This window comes from Pseudorhodobacter sp., assembly GCF_034675685.1.
GTDB lineage: Bacteria > Pseudomonadota > Alphaproteobacteria > Rhodobacterales > Rhodobacteraceae > Pseudorhodobacter.
Map to the genome: position 1 here is coordinate 132,229 of NZ_JAUCDA010000019.1, position 16,317 is coordinate 148,545.

Below are 16,317 nucleotides of genomic sequence, written 5' to 3' on the forward strand. Positions count from 1 at the left end.
TGTCGGGGGCAATCCGGTCAGACCCCCAGGCGGTCGCGCAGCGCATAATACCATGATCCAACCATCGAATAGGGGACCCGCAGCATGCGACCACCAGGGAAAGGATACCACGGCACCTTGGCAAACACGTCAAAGCGGGTTTTGTCACCGTCGATGGCCTGCGCAAGGATTTTGCCAAAGGTATGGGACCCCGTGACACCATGACCGGAATAGCCATGCGCGAAATAGGTGTTGGTGCCCAAACGCCCCAGTTGCGGAACCCGGCTGAAGGACAGGGCAAAGTTGCCGCTCCACGCGAAATCGACCTTGACGTTTTTCAGGCTTGGATAAACCTTCTCCATCGCGGGGCGCAGCTTGGCCTCTACATCATGCGGGTCGGTGCCGCCGTAAACCGTTCCGCCGCCAAAAATCAGCCGTTTGTCAGCGGTCAGGCGAAAGTAATCCAGAATATAGCGTATATCCTCGACGCATTTATCCGTTGGCAGCAGGGCGTTGGCGCGGGCCTCGCCCAAAGGTTCGGTCGCCATCATCTGCGTTGAAACCGGCATGACGCGGGCCGTCAGCGCAGGCACCACATGGCCAAGATAGGCATTGCCGCACAGCACAAGCGTGCCGCAGGTCATCGTGCCGCCGGCGGTTTTCACGACGGGTTTGGCAGCCGCGGTATCGCAATCAATCACCGCAGATTGTTCATAGATCACGCCGCCCAGCTTCTCAAAGGCGGCAGCCTCGCCCAGGGCAAGGTTCAGCGGGTGCATATGGCCGCCGGTGTGGTCGATCATCCCCCCAGCATAGACATCCGAGCCGATATGCGTGCGCAGTTGCGCCTTGTCCAGCATATCCTGGTTGTGGATGCCATAGCTGGCCCACAGCGCGCGCCGCGCCTCCAGTTCTTTCATATGCGCCGAGGTGAGGCCGGTAAAGATATTGCCCGGCTTCAGGTCGCATTTGATGTCATAGGTCGCAACCCGTTCGCGAATGATTTCGCCGCCTTCTTGCACCAGACCCGCAACAAAATTTGCGGTATCCTGGCCATAGCGTTTCTTGATCGTTTGCAAGCTGGCGTTCAGCCCGTTCACCACTTGCCCACCATTGCGCCCCGAGGCGCCCCAGCCGACGCGCGCGCCTTCGATGATCGCGACTTTATAACCTTTTTCGACCAGATGAAGCCCGGTCGAAAGCCCACTGTAACCCGCACCCACAATACAGATATCTATCTGCTGATTGCCCTTCAGGGCGGGGCGCGGCGGTGAGGGGTTGGCGCTTGCGGCATAATAGCTGGTGGTGTGTTTGGTGGGGCCATTGCTGGCAAAGGTTTCGATGGCCATTATACGGACTCCAGATAGCTGTCGTATTCAAAATCGGTGACGTGTCGCGAGAAGCGCTTCAATTCTTGTAGCTTGCATTCGACCAGCATGGTTTGCAGGCGTTTGGAAAATACGCTTTGCACATGTTTGCCGTTGCGGAATGCCTGAATGGCAGTGGCCCAGTCAAGCGGAAGGTGATCCAGTTTTTGACTATAGGCATCGCCGGTGATGGGGGGCATCGGCTGCATCTTGCGTTCGATACCAATCAATGCGCCGCCCAGAATGCTGGTCAAGACCAGATAGGGGTTTGCATCGGCGCCCGCCACGCGGTGTTCAATGCGGCGGGCCTTGTGGCTGCCGCCCGGAATACGAATTGCGGCTGTGCGGTTTTCATACCCCCAGGCAACGCTGGTCGGCGCATGGGCACCGGGCAACAAACGACGGTAAGAGTTTTGATGGGGCGCAAAGGTCAGGGTATTTTCCTGCATGGTTTCCAGCAGGCCGGCCACGGCATGCAGCATCAAAGGCGTGCCCTCTTGGCCGCCATTGTCAAACAGGTTCACGCCGTTTTCATCGACAAGGCTGAAATGGACGTGCAGGCCGCTGCCCGATCGGTTGCCATAAGGCTTGGCCATGAAGGTCGCGGCAAAACCGTGCTTGCGCGCGATGCCATGCACCAGGCGTTTGAACAGCACTGCGTCATCGGCGGCTTGCAGCGGGTCTGCAACATGGACCATGTTGATTTCAAACTGGCCCGCCCCGTTTTCAGAAATCGCGGCATCGGCCGGAATACCCTGTTCGTGGCAGGCGTCATAGACATCGTTCAAAAACGCATCGAAATGCTGCAATTCATCCAGCGACATCGCCCCATCCGAATCCAGCCGCTTGCCCGTCACCGGCGAACATGGGGGCAGCGGTTGCGCCCCGCTCGGATCGCAAATGTAAAATTCCAGTTCGGTTGCGACAACCGGCGTCAAGCCCAGGGCCTTGTAGCGATTGACGATGTTGGAAAGCGCGTGGCGGGGGTCACCGGGAAATGGCTGGCCATCTTCGGTTTCCATCCAGAACATCACAAGTGCCGACGGCCTGCTGGTCCAGTTGACCAATACAATCGGCCGCCCGGTGTAATCACAAATTCCGTCGGCATCGCCGGTTTCGAACACCAGTTCACTGTTTTCGATATCTTCGCCCCAAATATCGAGGCTTAGCACCGAAAGCGGCATGCGCAGGCCGTCATCCATGATTTCCTTGGCTTTTTCGATCGGCAAACGCTTGCCGCGCATCGTGCCGTTTAGATCACATACACAGGCGAACACGGATTTAATCTCTGGTCGTTCTTGCAGCCATTTCCTGATTTTACTTTTCGTCATTTTAAAAAACCTCCCCCGTGCTGTGCGTTTGTGTTGCGTCATCCGTTGGATCGTGGCCACAACCCATAGCCGAGAGCATAGGACGGTTACCGGCCAAGACACAACGAGACAAAAACGACTCAACCTGGCTTTGTGCGCGGGGCCGCGAACGAGGGTAGAGGGGGGCCTTATGTTTTTTTCAAGTAAGCCCAGGAAACATAGCCATTGACCCCAAGCGACTGCTTCAAGCTGGCCTTGCACCAGCGTGTGCCGCCGGTCTGCTGGCAGCTAGATATGCGCAAAATGGTTCCGTTCGGAAGCCCGGCGATGACGCGATAGCCCGTTCCGGGGCCCGCGCGCAATTTCAACATATCATCCGCCTCAACCCCTGCGACCCTGTAGTCGTCATTCAAGCCGGTATCCGAGGGAACACAGGCGGAAAGCCCGCCCAGGATTGCGGCCGCAAGCATGGCTTTGTGCATGATGTTTTCCTGTTTATTGCCTCATCGCCAATCTATGCGATCCGATGATCGGGTGGCAACCAATGATAAAGGAAAACCTGCCCCGGCGCAGGGCGCGCGCGGTACAGGCCCCTGTCACAGGGCGCCCCGCCGCTTTGCAATCTGCATGGCCGCGCCCTGAGGGGTAAAGGGGGGCAGGCGTGATCCGGGCGGGCTGCTTTGCCCGCCCGTCGCTTTTTCGGCTGCTTAAAGCAAGGGCGTGATGATGCGCACCGCAACCCTGCGGTTGCGCGCTTCATCTGCCTGGGTTTCGATCAGCAATTCGGTTTCGCCGTAACCTTGAACCACCAGATTTTCCGGCGGAATGTCAAAATACTGCGTCAGGGCCAGCGCAATCGTTTCGGCCCGCCGATCCGACAGGGCCAGGTTCATCGCGCTCTTGCCGACGGCATCGGTATGGCCTTCGATCAAGAACATCTCACCCGGATTGCTCGCCAGCATATCTTGCATCATCTCGCCCAGGTCTGCCAAGGCATCGACCTTGCTTGGCGAAAGTGCCGAGGAGCCCGAAGAAAAGGTAATGTCCTTGACGCTGATCAGCGCCGCAAGATGGCGCACCTGCGGAATACTGCGCACCTGACGCAGGCTGAAACTGCGCCCCAGATTTTCGGCCTGCCGCTTGGCGAGTGCAGCTTTTATAGCAAAATCAGTGTCTTGCGGTGAAATTATCACGGGCCGGCTTTTGGGTTTTGGCAGGGTCGATACGATGATCGGACGCTCTGGCTCAAGGTCGTTGATCAGCATCCGTTCCCGCCCCTGGCTGTCATAATGCGTGCGGCTAAGGACACGCCCGGTCGCGTTTCGAACCGTCACGATCTGCGACCCATCGGGCCGATCAACCGTTGTCAGGGTAGAGCCATCGCTATACGTCTCGGTGCGCAGGGTATTGCCAGGGCGGCGCAGCAGCGCATTGTCATCTTTGTAAACCTGATAGCTTCCATCCGGTTGCAAAACAACAACCCGGTCCCCGGTGTTCGAGACGACCTGCTGTTGCTGCGGCTGTTGTTGTTGGGCCGTCGCCGCGTTCTTGTTTGCATTGATCACCGTACCAACAACCAACGCCCCCAGAACCACAAGCCCGGCTTTTTCCAGATCTGACAGTTTGTTTTTCTTGCCAGGGGCCACGACCTGCGGAACGGCAGCAAATTCCTGGGTCGCACTGCGGGTCGTTTCGTCTGTCACGGTTTCCGATGTGGTGGTCACGGCGGCACTTGAAGGCTCTGCAGTGGCGGCTTTGTCTGCAGAGGCAAGCGGCAGCGCCGTTGCAGGGGCTTGTTCGCCGGTGATGGTGGTTTCTCCGGCCAGCAGATCCGCGAGCGACTTTATCTCGGCGTCTGTCACTTCTGGCGCCGCAACCGGGGCGGCGTTCGGGTCGATGACCTCATCCGCAGTTTTCAAACCGGCGGATGCGTCTGAAACCAGGCCATCTTCTTTGACCCCGAGTTCATCTTCCGCTTTTGCCAGCGCTGCCGCGGCGGCCTCTGCATCAGCTTTTGCCTGAGCGTCTGCTGCTGTTGCGTCTGCATCAGTTTTTGCCTGTGCGTCTGCTGCTGCGGCGTCTGCATCAGCCTTGGCCTGTGCGTCTGCCGCTGCTGCGGCCTCCGCATCAGCCTTTGCCTGTGCGTCTGCTGCTGCGGCGGCGTCTGCATCAGCCTTTGCCTGTGCGTCTGCTGCGGCGGCGTCTGCATCAGCTTTTGCCTGAGCGTCTGCTGCTGCGGCCTCTGCATCGGCCTTTGCCTGAGCGTCTGCTGCGGCGGCCTCTGCATCGGCCTTGGCCTGAGCATCTGCTGCGGCGGCGTCTGCATCGGCCTTGGCCTGTGCGTCTGCTGCTGCGGCGTCTGCATCGGCCTTGGCCTGTGCGTCTGCTGCGGCGGCGTCTGCATCAGCTTTTGCCTGTGCGTCTGCTGCGGCGGCCTCTGCATCGGCCTTGGCCTGTGCGTCTGCTGCTGCGGCCTCTGCATCAGCTTTTGCCTGAGCATCTGCTGCTGCGGCCTCTGCATCGGCCTTGGCCTGAGCGTCTGCTGCTGCTGCGGCCTCTGCATCAGCTTTTGCCTGAGCATCTGCTGCTGCGGCCTCTGCATCGGCCTTGGCTTGAGCGTCTGCTGCTGCGGCGGCCTCTGCATCAGCCTTTGCCTGAGCATCGGCTGCTGCCTTTGCTATCTGCGCGTCAATCTTTTCAGATTGCGCGATCAAATCGGGGTCATTCGGATCGCAAGCTGCATCAGCGCTCGGCGTACAAAGTATGGTCCCATCGGCCGCGATAACCGCTCCGGTATCGGTCAGGCTTTGGGCCATCAAAGGCCAGGGGTGGATATTCATCAAGGCGACCGACAAGGCCGCAGTCGAGTTTAGAAGTCGCTTCATAGACTATCCCTCCAAGGGTGTGCGCGCGTGCGTAGGTCAGGGCGCCCGTTGTTCCACGTATCAATCCATCATGATGCGCAATAGCAAGGACGCATAGTGCCCAAGCGCTCTTCTGACAGTGATGTTACCTCGGGCTTTAAACGTCTGGGCTGACGAAAGGTTCCATTTTCGGATTTGCTGCAATACCCGGCCGGGCGCGGCGCAGCGGGGGTGGCAGGTCAATGCGCGATTGATTCCTCTCGGACGAACATGTTGCCCCAGGCCCGATCAATCAGATCGGGTGTCATTTGATAAGGAATGTTCTCAAACTCACAAACGGCGATCATCTGTTCAATCAGAAACCTGGGCATATAATTGGCATAGACATTCTGGATGGTCGGGAATTTCACCTTCATCAGATGCACCAGCGTACGCTCATCCAGCGGCATCTTTTTTGCCCGCGCCACCATGGCAAAAATTTTCAGGAAGTTTTCCTGATTGGGGCCATCAATCTTGATCTTGAAGAAAATCCGGCGCAACGCGGCGCCGTCAAAGATTTCATTCGGGTGGAAGTTGGTCGAAAAGATGACCAGCGTGTCAAACGGCACGGTGAATTTTTCGCCCGATTGTAGCGCAAGAATATCTTTCGCCTCTTCCAGCGGCACAATCCAGCGGTTGATCAGCTTTTGCGGCGGTTCGGCCTGGCGGCCAAGGTCATCGACGATAAAGATGCCGCCGGTGGATTTTAGCTGCAACGGGGCCTGATAGGTGCGCGCGGTCGGGTTATAGGTAAGGTCAAGCATGTCAAGTGACAGCTCTCCTCCGGTGATCACCGTGGGGCGATCGCAATAGACATAGCGGTTATCAAACCGGTTCGAGGTGCGGCGCAGGGAGTTTGGGTCATCCACCGCCTCCTCGGCAGTGGAATGGACGATCGGGTCATAGACCGTGATCACCTGCCCGGCATATTCCAGCGCGCGCGGCACATAGATCCTGTCACCCATCGCATCCCGAATACCGTTTGAGATAGAGGACTTACCGTTGCCCGGTGGGCCATACATCAAGATCGAGCGGCCTGACGTAATCGCCGGGCCAAGGTTGCCCAACAGGTCGGGAGGCAAGATCAGGTGGCCCATCGCGCCGATAAGCTGTTCGCGGGTCAGGCGGATATTGCGCACAGACTGGCGTTTGACCTGCACCTGGTAATCGGCCAGCGGTACGGGCATGGCCCCGTAATATTCCGATTGTGACAGCGCATCCAGCGCCCGCGCCTTGCCCGCTTCGGTCAACTGATAGCCCATTTCTGTGCCCGAGGTGGCGTGCAGCGTGCCGGTTGCCTCCAGCAGGCGTTGGCTGCGGGCAAGGTCTATCAACTCTTGCGTCAACTGCACCGGCAAACAGACTGCCCGCGCCAGAGCGGATGTCAGATCAAGGTTGGTGCGAAATATGGTTTTCAACAAGATATCCCGCATCATCACCAGCGACAGCCCAACCTCGGCCAGCGTTTTGCAGGCGGGCGGCGCAAGCACATTTGGCTGCGGTGTCTGAGCGTTCATCGGGCGCACCTATGGTTGTGGTCGGTTGCACTATGGCCCACCGGGCGTTTCAAAAGAATGAACCGGGGTTCAGGAAAGCCAAACGCCCAGCAGCGGATAGAAAATCAGGGTGCCGGCAAGCGCGAGCCCCATAGGAAAGTCCTTGTTCGTCCAGCTTTGCCAATCGGCGGTGGCGGCGCGAAAGGGGGGAAGGGCGCGCAGCATCCGGTGGCTGGTGAAGGCACCCAAAAGGCAAGCGGCAAACAGCGCCAACACCACGCGACTGTCAGATGTGGCGAAAAACGGCGCCATGGCTGCGGCGAATTTCGCATCGCCCGCGCCCATCAGCCCGGCCGAGGTAGCGACAAAACCGACCGCCAGAACACTCCCTGCCAAAGCCCAGCCCCAGCCCCAAACCTGTAGCGGAAACACGAAAAGCCCGATCAAAAGATAGACGGCCAGCAGCGCCAATACGGCCTTGTTCGGGATTTTCATGAATTTCATATCCGACCACGCCACCCAAATCGCGATTGGCAGCGTGAAGGGCAAAAACCACAGCAACTGGGGCGCGGCCACGGGCATCAGTTTGTCACCTTGGCGTCCAGCGCATCCAGCGAGCGCACGGCGGCTTCAAAATGCTGCGGATGGGTATCAACCGCCTCTTGCAACAGGCCTTTGCCAATCTGCACGTCGCCTTGCTTGATCGCGGTCAGGGCCATGGTGTACAATAATTGCGCCCGTTCAGTCTGGGTCATCTTGATGACGGGTATATCATATTTTCGCTGTGCGCCGCGGGCCAGAACCAGATTGTTCTTGGCGGTAAACAGTTGCGGATCATAGGTGATCGCATCAAAGAACAGCTTTTCTGCGCCGGCATATTCGCCGCGCGTCAGCTTGGAATAGCCCCAGTTGTTGTAGACACCGGCCGGGGTTGTCGTCAAACCCACAGCGATTTCATAGAAACTATCGGCCTTTTTCCAGTTTTTATTGCTGTCGGCGACCATCGCTTCCAGCTTGTAGCGTTCAAAGCTTTCATAGGTTGGCGGGATCTTGTTCAGCTCTGCCTCGGCGCGCTTCCATTCGTTTGAGCGCAGCAGCGCATCGGCATAGGCCACGCGGTCATTATTGGTCGCGGATGGGTCGGCGACCACCGTTGCCCAAACTGCGGCCGCCTCTTGCGGTTTTTGCGCACGCACAAGCGATTGCGCCAAGCCGCGCTTCAGGTCGGTGCGATCGGGGTTTTCGGCGGCGGTCTTGCGGAAATAGGCGACCGATTTATTCGGGTCACCTACCGTCAACATGATGTCATTCAGATTGGATTCATCAATCACGTTCACCGATTTCAGGGCGCGATCCACCTCGGCGTCCGAAGCTTTTTGGCAGCCCATAAGGCCAACTGCACCCCCAAGGCACAGCGCAAGAAAGACTGGGTGGCGCATTTTGCGTCCTTTTTTACTGCTCGGCGTCCTTTGGCCTTAAAGCTGCGAGAGCAGGGCATATTGCCCTTCATCGCGCCGCACCAGGATGAAATCGTGACTTTGTGCTTCGTCAGCATACACCGCCGCATCGCTCCGGGCGATAGCAAGCCGAAGATTTTCGCGAATAGAGTCTGAACTGCCACTATCCAGCGCAAAGGCCTGCTGAAACACGGCGCGCGCTTCGCCCAGCTTTCCGCGTTCCATCAACACAACGCCAAGGTTGTTTTGTGCGGGAACCGAGGACGGATCGGCCTTGATTGCCTGACGCAGCAGGGTTTCTGCCTGCCCCAGGCGGCCTAGCCGCAGATTGGCCGAGCCAAGCGCCGACAGCACATCTGCGGTCATCCCCTGTTCGCTTGCCGCCCGCAGATAGGCCCGCAAGGCCAGCTCATACTCACGCGCCTCCATAAGGCGGTGCCCGACCAGCAGGCCATCAACCCCCCTTTCGCTGCCATCGGCAGCAGGGGGCGCGTTGCGGGCCATTGCGGCAGGTGAAAGCCCCCCCACTGGCTGACAGGCCGCCATCAGGGCCAAAGCCGCGCTTAAAACCGGTGCCCGCCTTATCATCCGTTGTGTTCAGCCCCCGCCCAGCGCTTTTGAAATACCATGTACCGAAGGCCCGATCAGAATGATCATCAAAGGCGGAACGGTGAACAGCATTGTGCCAAGCGTCAGCTTGGTCGGCAAGGTATTTGCCTTTTCTTCGGCCCGCATCACGCGTTTATCCCGCATTTCGGCAGAATAGACACGCAAGGCCTCGGCAATCGAGGTGCCGAACGTGGCCGATTGAACCAAGGTGGTCACGAAGGACGACACATCGGGTATACCAACACGATCAGACATATCCTTCAACACGGCAACCCGTTCCTTGCCGGCCTTCACCTCATGCGCGACGGTATCAAATTCATCAGCCAGGGCCGGATAACCCGCGCGGCTTTCCTTGGCGATCCGCATGATGGATTGATCAAGCGATTGCCCGGCCTCGACGCAGACCAGCATCATGTCAAGCGCATCAGGAAAGCCTGAGATGATTTCTTCCTGGCGCAGCTGCATGCGGCGCTGCACCCAATATTGCGGCAGGTAATAGCCCGCAGCCCCCGGCCCGATGGTGGAAATGACCATCATCTGGGTCGTCACCTCGCCTTGAGTTTGCGCATAGAGCGTATAAATCACGCCAAAGATCAAAAAGCCAACCCCCAGCACAAGCTGGGAAAAGTGAAACAGTTGCACAGCGTTTTTGGCGCGATAGCCCGCCCGCTGCAGTTTCAGCCTGGAGGCAGACAACTCATCAGCATTCTGCGGTTCCAGAAAGGTTGAAAACTTCTGCAACTTGTCGCTGGCACCGCCTTTGGCGCCCATGCGCAACCCCTGTTCCTTGGGGGATTTTTGCGTTGTGCGCTGACTTTTGATCTTGTCAAACGGCTCTGGCTTTTTCTTGAGCATGGTCGGAAGCGTCAGCAAGATGAGCAATAGCCCAAGCCCGCCAATGGCAATAAGCGGGCCCATGGGGCCAAGCTGATCAACAAGAAAGTGATTGATGGAAGCAAGCATTTGGCCGAACCCTTTATACTTTGATATTAACCATGACTTTCATGAAAATCACGTTGATCACCAGAAGAACCCCAACAATCAAGGCTGCGGGAATGAATTCCGGCGTGTCCTTGACCTTGTCATAATAGTTTGGCTGAATGATCTGGATCATCACCAACGCCCCCAGCGGAAAGGCAGAGAGGAACATACCTGACCATTTTGCTTCGGCGGTGATGGCGCGCACCCGGCGAAAAAGTTTGAACCGGGCGCGGATCACCTGCGCCAGACCGTGCAAGATCTCGGCAAGGTTGCCGCCCGAGGTTTGCTGAATCGTCACCGCAACCGCCAGAAAGCGCAAATCCTGGCTGTCCATCCGTTCGGCAAATTCCTTCAGCGATTCTGCCACGTCACGCCCATAGGCCGCCTCATCGGCAATGATGCCAAATTCGGTGCCCAACGGGTCTGCCACCTCACGCGCAACGATACCGATGGCTGATGAAAACGGATGGCCCACCCGCAAGGACCGCACCATGAGTTCAACCGCATCGGGCAGTTGTTCCTCCATCAGATCCATGCGCTTTTTGGCTTTTCTTGCGACCCAAGTATAGACGCCGCCAACCCCCATCGCGATGGCAATCAGCGCCCGTACCGCAGGGTCGGCGCTGGTGCCAACGGTCAGGCCGACAAAGGCAAATATCGCAAGCCCCGCCATGATCATGATCAATTGCCTGGGCGAAAAGGCGATATTGGCCTTTTGCGCCTTGGTCGCAAGGATCGAATACAGCGGGATGCCGCGGGCCTTCAAATGCTGGCCCATCTCTTTGCGAAGCTGTTCTAGCACCTGCTCGCGGTTGCCGGATTTTTCCAGCAAGGACAGGCGGCGGCTGACGCGGTTATTCAGGCTGATGGATTTTCCGAATACCGTCAGATAAAGCCCCTCGACCAGCACAAGAACCGCCACGAAGATCAGAATATAGATAAGGGGCGCTGCACTTAGCTGCATGGGGTTTCCTTACACGATGGGTTCATAGATAGAGGCGGGCAGATCGTAGCCCCACTGGCGGAACCGTTCTGAATAATGCGAACGCACGCCAGTAGCGTTGAAACGGCCGATAATCTTGCCATCCGGGGCCAGGCCAAGCCGTTCATAGCGAAAAAGCTCCTGCATCGAGATTACCTCGCCCTCCATCCCGGTGATCTCGGTGATTGAGGTCATGCGGCGCGACCCGTCTTGCAAACGGCTGGCCTGTACAACCAGATTCACCGCCGAGGAAATCTGGCTGCGCACGGCTTTCAGCGGCATTTCGATTCCGGCCATGGCGATCATGTTTTCCAAACGCGACACCGCATCGCGGGCAGAGTTGGCGTGGATGGTGGTCATTGATCCATCGTGGCCGGTGTTCATGGCCTGCAACATGTCGATAACTTCTTCGCCACGGGTTTCGCCGACGATAATCCGGTCTGGCCGCATCCGCAGCGCGTTGCGCAAACAGTCGCGCTGGGTCACAGCGCCCTTGCCTTCGACGTTGGCGGGGCGGCTTTCCATCCGGCCCACGTGAATCTGTTGCAGTTGCAATTCGGCCGTATCCTCAATCGTCAGCACCCGCTCGGTATTGTCGATGAAGGATGACAGTGCGTTCAGCGTGGTGGTTTTGCCCGACCCCGTCCCGCCCGAGACGATGATGTTCAGACGGGTTGAAACCGCCGCTTGCAGATAGGCCGCCATTTCTTCGGTGAAAGCGCCGAAATCCACCAGATCGGGCACGCTCAGCTTGTCTTTCTTGAACTTGCGGATGGAAACCAGACTGCCGTCCACGGCCACGGGCGGCACCATGCAGTTAAAGCGCGATCCATCGGCAAGACGGGCATCGCAATAGGGGTTTGATTCGTCCACGCGGCGCCCCACAGCCGAAACAATCTTGTCGATGATCCGCAACAGATGGCGTTCATCCTTGAAGGTGATGTCGGTCAGAATCAGCTTGCCGGCACGTTCGATGAAAATGCGCTTGGGGCCGTTCACCAGAATGTCGTTGACGGAATCGTCCTTCAGCAAGGTTTCCAACGGGCCAAGCCCCATGACCTCGTCATACAACTCCTGATTCAGCGCAACGCGGTCATCCTTGTTCAGCGCGACCGACATTTCATCCAGTGTTTCGGAAACAATCGCGGCTATTTCGGCCTTCAGATTGGCTTCGGTTGCTGTTTCCAGGGCGGCAAGGTTGAGGTTTTCAAGCAGCTTCTTGTGCAACTCGACCTTCAGTTCCATCAACCTGTTCTTGCGCTTTTGTTCCTTATCCGCCGCAATAAGTTCCGCCGAGGTCTTGACCGTGACATCGGCAAGCGGGCGCATTTGTGCGCCGGGCCGCTTTTCGGGCGCAATGGCTTTCTTGGCAGCGGGTGTTGCCAAAATCGCAGGCGCGGGCGCCGTTCTGGCAGCAGTTTCCGAAGGTTTCCTGTAACGCGAGAACATGTGCTTTTTGCCCCTTGATATCTATCGCTTCGGACTTCAGAGCTTTGCTGCTTCTGAAGTTTTATTAAGATCATACAGAGACTTGGCGAGCTTTTGGATCTCTTTGCGCATAGGATTTTTGGCCGAGGTTTCGGCAAGCGGCAGCCCGTGGTCATTGGCTTGCGTTACCTGCGGGCCGCCATCTGGCAGTTGTACCTCGATGTCGATATCCAGGCTTTCGGCCATCCGCTTGACCCGGCTTTTGCCTGACAGATCGGTGAATTTGGGGGCGCGGTTCAAGATGTAGCGCAGCTTGTCCAACGGCAGCGCTTCGGCCTTCAAGGCGCGCACCAGACGCAGCACATTTTGTGCCGATCGCAGATCCAGCTCCATCAGCGCAAAGTAGACATGCGCCCGGTTCAGCACGGTTTCCGTCCAGCTGACGATGGTTGTCGGCATATCAATCACAACAAAGTCAAAGTTTTGCTGCGCCATGTCGATCAGGCGGTCAATATCTTCGCCCTGCACAATATCCAGCGGCAACATATCCGGCGGGGCGGTAAACACATACAGCTTGTCGTTGAAGGTCAACATGGATTTGAGAAAGGATTCGCTGTCAGCGCTGGCAGTGTCTTGCAAAATCTCGAATACGGCATCGCGGCGGGGCAAATCGAGGTTGGTCGAGATTGCGCCAAACTGAAAATCGAAATCCAGCAAGCACACGCGCGGCGCATCGGTTTTAGAGATTGTGGCCAATTCCCAGGCAAGATTGCAGGCAAAGGTTGACGCACCAACGCCACCCGCCATGCCGTGAACGGGCAAAACCACTGCTTCACGGTCGCCCTTGGGCTTGAAGCTGGGCGAGCGCCGTGGCGCGTGCTCGAATTCGGAAAGTGCAAGGGGGGCAAGGTCAGGGGCCGGGGCCGGTTCTGGCGTGGCCCGGATGCGCGTGATTGCGTCATGCAGCGCACCTTCAGGCAGTGGATAGGGCACAAAATCATCCGCCCCAAGCCGCAATAGCTGGTGCAGGGCGACGGGGCTTACCTCATAGGCGATCAGCATCACCTTGATATTTTTAGATTTTGCCAATTTGATCAGGTCAGTGATCGGCACCAGATCAAGCGCATCTTCGGCATCAATCGCAATGGCCACGAATTCCAGCATAGAGGCTTCGGGCTGATCAAGAAACACCGGCGCGTCGTCAAACGATAGATCCCCCCAGTTTTCGCCCAGCTCTATTTCCATGTCATCAATCAGCAGGTCGAAATTCTGCACATCGCGCGAAATTGTGCAGGCCACAATCGGTGCGGGATCGGGGTGGAGATTTGCAACGCTCGTCATTCAGATCAGGCCCTTCAATGGCGGGGGGGCCTGCGCCACGCTTGCCATTGTGGCAAGAGAATTGGCACAGCCCCCGAAACCCCAAACGCAACCAATCGCTGCGCAATTGTCTCATTGGTTACAAGATGGCGTGCAATGGTGGCGAGAATGGGGCTGAAAAGCCGTTATTCTTGGATTTTTATGCGGTGGTGAACACAGGCTTGATCAATTGGGTTCGTTTCACGCCCGAATCTATGCGTTGGGCCGCTTTCCCGCTTTTGGCAGGGGCGCAAAGCCGCTATTGGCCGGGATTCGTCTGGGTCGCAATGACCTGATTTGGTGGATGCGGGCGCTTTGCAAGATCCAGATATTCGCGGAAAATCACCTGCGCATATTTTCCGTTCAGCACCGTCGGGTGGTTTTGCACAAATCCCGATACTTCGGTGACGGTCCGGCGGTTGCGCTGCTCGGGTGCCAGGGTTTGCACCACAGGGCGGGTTTCGCCGAAAGAGGCAAGCGCCTCCAACCGGTTGCGGCTGATGCCCTGGCTTGCAAAATAGGCGACAACCGCCTGGGCGCGGCGTAATCCCAGCGCCTTGTTATAGGCGCTGGAGCCGACAAGATCAGTATGGCCATAGACGCGGAACCGCGCCTCGGGGAAGGTCTTTATCCAATCAGCCTGCAGGCGCAAAATATCTATCGCGCTGCGATCCAACTGCGCAGAGTTGAAGGCAAAGGTAATCGTGGGCGGCACTTCGCTTGAAAAGCGTTTGGCCAAGGCAATCGTATAATCTTTCTGACCCGAATGGATCAGGGTGTTGTTCATGGTGGCATTGCCAAAGTTGTCGGTATTGTCGGCGCCGGCCTCTCGGCCGAATTCTGGCCCACAGGCACCAAGGGCCAGAAGCGAAACGCTTAAGAACAAAGTCGAAATCCGCATCTGCTTACTCCATCACATAGCCGTAAGACCCGCTGAAATCTTGCCGGGCAACTTCGCCTGCGGCACCTTTCGGGGCGTTCTTGCCGGTGACATTGCCAAACAGGAAAAGATCACGTTCGGTCGGCAGTTTTACCCGGTCCGTCGGCAGGGCCAGCGCCTCGCCTCGGGTCGGGGTGACCAGATGCGGCGTCACGATAATCACCAGTTCGGATTGAGCGCGGGCATATTCGGCACTGCGGAACAAGGCACCCAGAACTGGAATATCGCCCAACCACGGCACTTGGCCGTTCAGATTGCGGAAATCATCTTGCAACAGACCTGCAATGGCAAAGCTTTCGCCATCGCGCATTTCCACGGTGGTAGAGGTTTCGCGGCGTTTGAATGCGTTGATGGTAAAGCCACCCGCTTGCAGCGTGATTGTGCTGTCGATCGACGATACGCTGGCGTTGATGGTCAGGTTGATGATGTCGCCGTCCACCACGACCGGGGTGAAATTCATCTCGACGCCAAAGGGTTTGTATTCGATGGTGATAGAGTTATCGCCCCCCGCCACTGGAATCGGATACTCGCCCCCCGCCAGGAACTTGGCCTCTTGCCCCGACAGGGCTGTCAGGTTGGGTTCGGCCAGGGTTCGCACCACGCCCTTGCTTTCCAGCGCTTCCAAAAGCACGGCAAATTGCAAACTGCCCGCGGAAAAGCCCAAGGTCATCGCGCCATTGGTCCCCGTTGCCGGTGTGTAATTACCGCCACCGATTGCCCCGGCCACCTGTGCGCCATCTGCAAAAACGGTAGAGCCGCCTTTGGTGCCGAGTTTACCCCCCAGAACCGACCCACTTACCCCAAGTGAGGCCGAAAGGCTTTTGGAAACCGAACGCTGCATTTCCGCAAAACGCACCTTCAACATCACCTGCTGGGTGCCGCCCACGCTCATCAAATTGGAAACCCGTTCCGGGGCATAGCGATTGGCCAAATCCAGCGCGCGATCCAGTTTTGCGGTGCTGGAAACCGTCCCTGACAAGACGATACCGTCATTTGCTGTGCGCACTTCAATTTGCTCGCCCGGCAAGATCTGGCGCAGACGTTCTTTGAATTCGGCGATGTCGGGGGTGACATGCACCTCGACGTTGGAAATCAGCCGCCCATTGGCGTCGAATAAAGTCATTGTTGTGCGGCCCGGTGCTTTGCCCAGCACATAGATCGTCTTGTCGGAAAGCGTGGAAATATCGGCGATTCCGGGGTTGGCAATTGAAAGCTCGGCAAAGGCGGTATCGCTTTCCACAACGACGGCGCGGTTCATTGGCACCTGAAGCGCACTTGCCGGTGCGCCGGTCATCACGCGCAGGGTTTGCGCCTCGGCCTGATCTACGACCGGCTGAAGCAAAGCAAGCCCAAGCGCCGTAGCCCCAATTAGGGTCCACATTCTCATATCACTGCCTTTCGATCACGCCTAAAACGCGGGCATACCTGAAACCCGGGCACGCCTCAGAAACGGGTCTCTTGCCCGTATTATGCGTTACATTGCAGGGTTTCGGGCTTTTTTGCAAG

General features: G+C 57.6%; 14 protein-coding genes. All 14 read right to left on the bottom strand.

From position 1 onward, the window contains the following. Positions 1-17 precede the first annotated feature (17 nt). A complete protein-coding gene (locus tag VDP61_RS17260) occupies positions 18-1,328 on the bottom strand; it encodes an FAD-binding oxidoreductase (RefSeq protein ID WP_323008101.1) in 1,311 nt (436 codons plus the stop codon). Then, entirely contained in the window at positions 1,328-2,677 is a 1,350-nt protein-coding gene (locus tag VDP61_RS17265) for a glutamine synthetase family protein (RefSeq protein ID WP_323008102.1), read from the bottom strand. Before VDP61_RS17265 ends, VDP61_RS17260 begins: the two co-directional genes overlap by 1 nt. 167 nt (positions 2,678-2,844) lie before the next feature. Further along, on the bottom strand, positions 2,845-3,138 hold the full coding sequence (locus VDP61_RS17270) for an SH3 domain-containing protein (protein WP_323008103.1): 294 nt from the start codon (positions 3,136-3,138) through the stop codon (positions 2,845-2,847). 225 nt (positions 3,139-3,363) lie between these two features. Next, the gene (locus VDP61_RS17275; RefSeq protein ID WP_323008104.1) at positions 3,364-5,541 is read right to left on the bottom strand and encodes an OmpA family protein; all 2,178 of its coding nucleotides are present in this window, start codon (positions 5,539-5,541) and stop codon (positions 3,364-3,366) included. A 218-nt stretch (positions 5,542-5,759) separates the two neighbouring features. Continuing rightward, complete coding sequence (locus tag VDP61_RS17280) at positions 5,760-7,076, bottom strand: ATPase (RefSeq protein ID WP_323008105.1); 1,317 nt, start codon at positions 7,074-7,076, stop codon at positions 5,760-5,762. A 69-nt stretch (positions 7,077-7,145) separates the two neighbouring features. Next, positions 7,146-7,637 (bottom strand): prepilin peptidase, encoded by a 492-nt coding sequence (locus VDP61_RS17285; protein WP_323008106.1) that lies wholly within the window; start codon positions 7,635-7,637, stop codon positions 7,146-7,148. After that, complete coding sequence (locus VDP61_RS17290; RefSeq protein WP_323008107.1) at positions 7,637-8,494, bottom strand: tetratricopeptide repeat protein; 858 nt, start codon at positions 8,492-8,494, stop codon at positions 7,637-7,639. Before VDP61_RS17290 ends, VDP61_RS17285 begins: the two co-directional genes overlap by 1 nt. A gap of 36 nt (positions 8,495-8,530) precedes the next feature. After that, the gene (locus VDP61_RS17295) at positions 8,531-9,097 is read right to left on the bottom strand and encodes a tetratricopeptide repeat protein (RefSeq protein ID WP_415233416.1); all 567 of its coding nucleotides are present in this window, start codon (positions 9,095-9,097) and stop codon (positions 8,531-8,533) included. Between the two features lie 12 nt (positions 9,098-9,109). Then, positions 9,110-10,084, bottom strand: a complete 975-nt coding sequence (locus tag VDP61_RS17300; RefSeq protein ID WP_323008108.1) for a type II secretion system F family protein — start codon at positions 10,082-10,084, stop codon at positions 9,110-9,112. Positions 10,085-10,097: 13 nt separating this feature from the next. Then, a complete protein-coding gene (locus tag VDP61_RS17305; protein ID WP_323008109.1) occupies positions 10,098-11,066 on the bottom strand; it encodes a type II secretion system F family protein in 969 nt (322 codons plus the stop codon). A gap of 9 nt (positions 11,067-11,075) precedes the next feature. After that, a complete protein-coding gene (locus VDP61_RS17310) occupies positions 11,076-12,533 on the bottom strand; it encodes a CpaF family protein (protein WP_323008110.1) in 1,458 nt (485 codons plus the stop codon). Positions 12,534-12,569: 36 nt separating this feature from the next. After that, a complete protein-coding gene (locus tag VDP61_RS17315; RefSeq protein WP_323008111.1) occupies positions 12,570-13,853 on the bottom strand; it encodes an AAA family ATPase in 1,284 nt (427 codons plus the stop codon). A gap of 277 nt (positions 13,854-14,130) precedes the next feature. Further along, positions 14,131-14,772: an OmpA family protein gene (locus VDP61_RS17320; protein WP_323008112.1), complete on the bottom strand. Its 642-nt coding sequence runs from the start codon at positions 14,770-14,772 to the stop codon at positions 14,131-14,133. A 4-nt stretch (positions 14,773-14,776) separates the two neighbouring features. Beyond that, positions 14,777-16,198 carry a type II and III secretion system protein family protein gene (locus tag VDP61_RS17325; RefSeq protein ID WP_323008113.1) on the bottom strand — a complete coding sequence of 474 codons (1,422 nt, stop codon included), beginning with the start codon at positions 16,196-16,198 and terminating at the stop codon, positions 14,777-14,779. Positions 16,199-16,317 lie beyond the last annotated feature (119 nt).

Excerpts from the sequence above, each read along its gene's own strand:
- VDP61_RS17275 (WP_323008104.1), bottom strand. The coding sequence starts at position 5,541 with ATGAAGCGACTTCTAAACTCGACTGCGGCCTTGTCGGTCGCCTTGATG.
- VDP61_RS17305 (WP_323008109.1), bottom strand. The coding sequence starts at position 11,066 with ATGCAGCTAAGTGCAGCGCCCCTTATCTATATTCTGATCTTCGTGGCG.
- VDP61_RS17260 (WP_323008101.1), bottom strand. The coding sequence starts at position 1,328 with ATGGCCATCGAAACCTTTGCCAGCAATGGCCCCACCAAACACACCACC.
- VDP61_RS17290 (WP_323008107.1), bottom strand. The coding sequence starts at position 8,494 with ATGCGCCACCCAGTCTTTCTTGCGCTGTGCCTTGGGGGTGCAGTTGGC.
- VDP61_RS17320 (WP_323008112.1), bottom strand. The coding sequence starts at position 14,772 with ATGCGGATTTCGACTTTGTTCTTAAGCGTTTCGCTTCTGGCCCTTGGT.
- VDP61_RS17310 (WP_323008110.1), bottom strand. The coding sequence starts at position 12,533 with ATGTTCTCGCGTTACAGGAAACCTTCGGAAACTGCTGCCAGAACGGCG.
- VDP61_RS17300 (WP_323008108.1), bottom strand. The coding sequence starts at position 10,084 with ATGCTTGCTTCCATCAATCACTTTCTTGTTGATCAGCTTGGCCCCATG.
- VDP61_RS17270 (WP_323008103.1), bottom strand. The coding sequence starts at position 3,138 with ATGCACAAAGCCATGCTTGCGGCCGCAATCCTGGGCGGGCTTTCCGCC.
- VDP61_RS17265 (WP_323008102.1), bottom strand. The coding sequence starts at position 2,677 with ATGACGAAAAGTAAAATCAGGAAATGGCTGCAAGAACGACCAGAGATT.
- VDP61_RS17280 (WP_323008105.1), bottom strand. The coding sequence starts at position 7,076 with ATGAACGCTCAGACACCGCAGCCAAATGTGCTTGCGCCGCCCGCCTGC.
- VDP61_RS17315 (WP_323008111.1), bottom strand. The coding sequence starts at position 13,853 with ATGACGAGCGTTGCAAATCTCCACCCCGATCCCGCACCGATTGTGGCC.
- VDP61_RS17325 (WP_323008113.1), bottom strand. The coding sequence starts at position 16,198 with ATGAGAATGTGGACCCTAATTGGGGCTACGGCGCTTGGGCTTGCTTTG.
- VDP61_RS17285 (WP_323008106.1), bottom strand. The coding sequence starts at position 7,637 with ATGCCCGTGGCCGCGCCCCAGTTGCTGTGGTTTTTGCCCTTCACGCTG.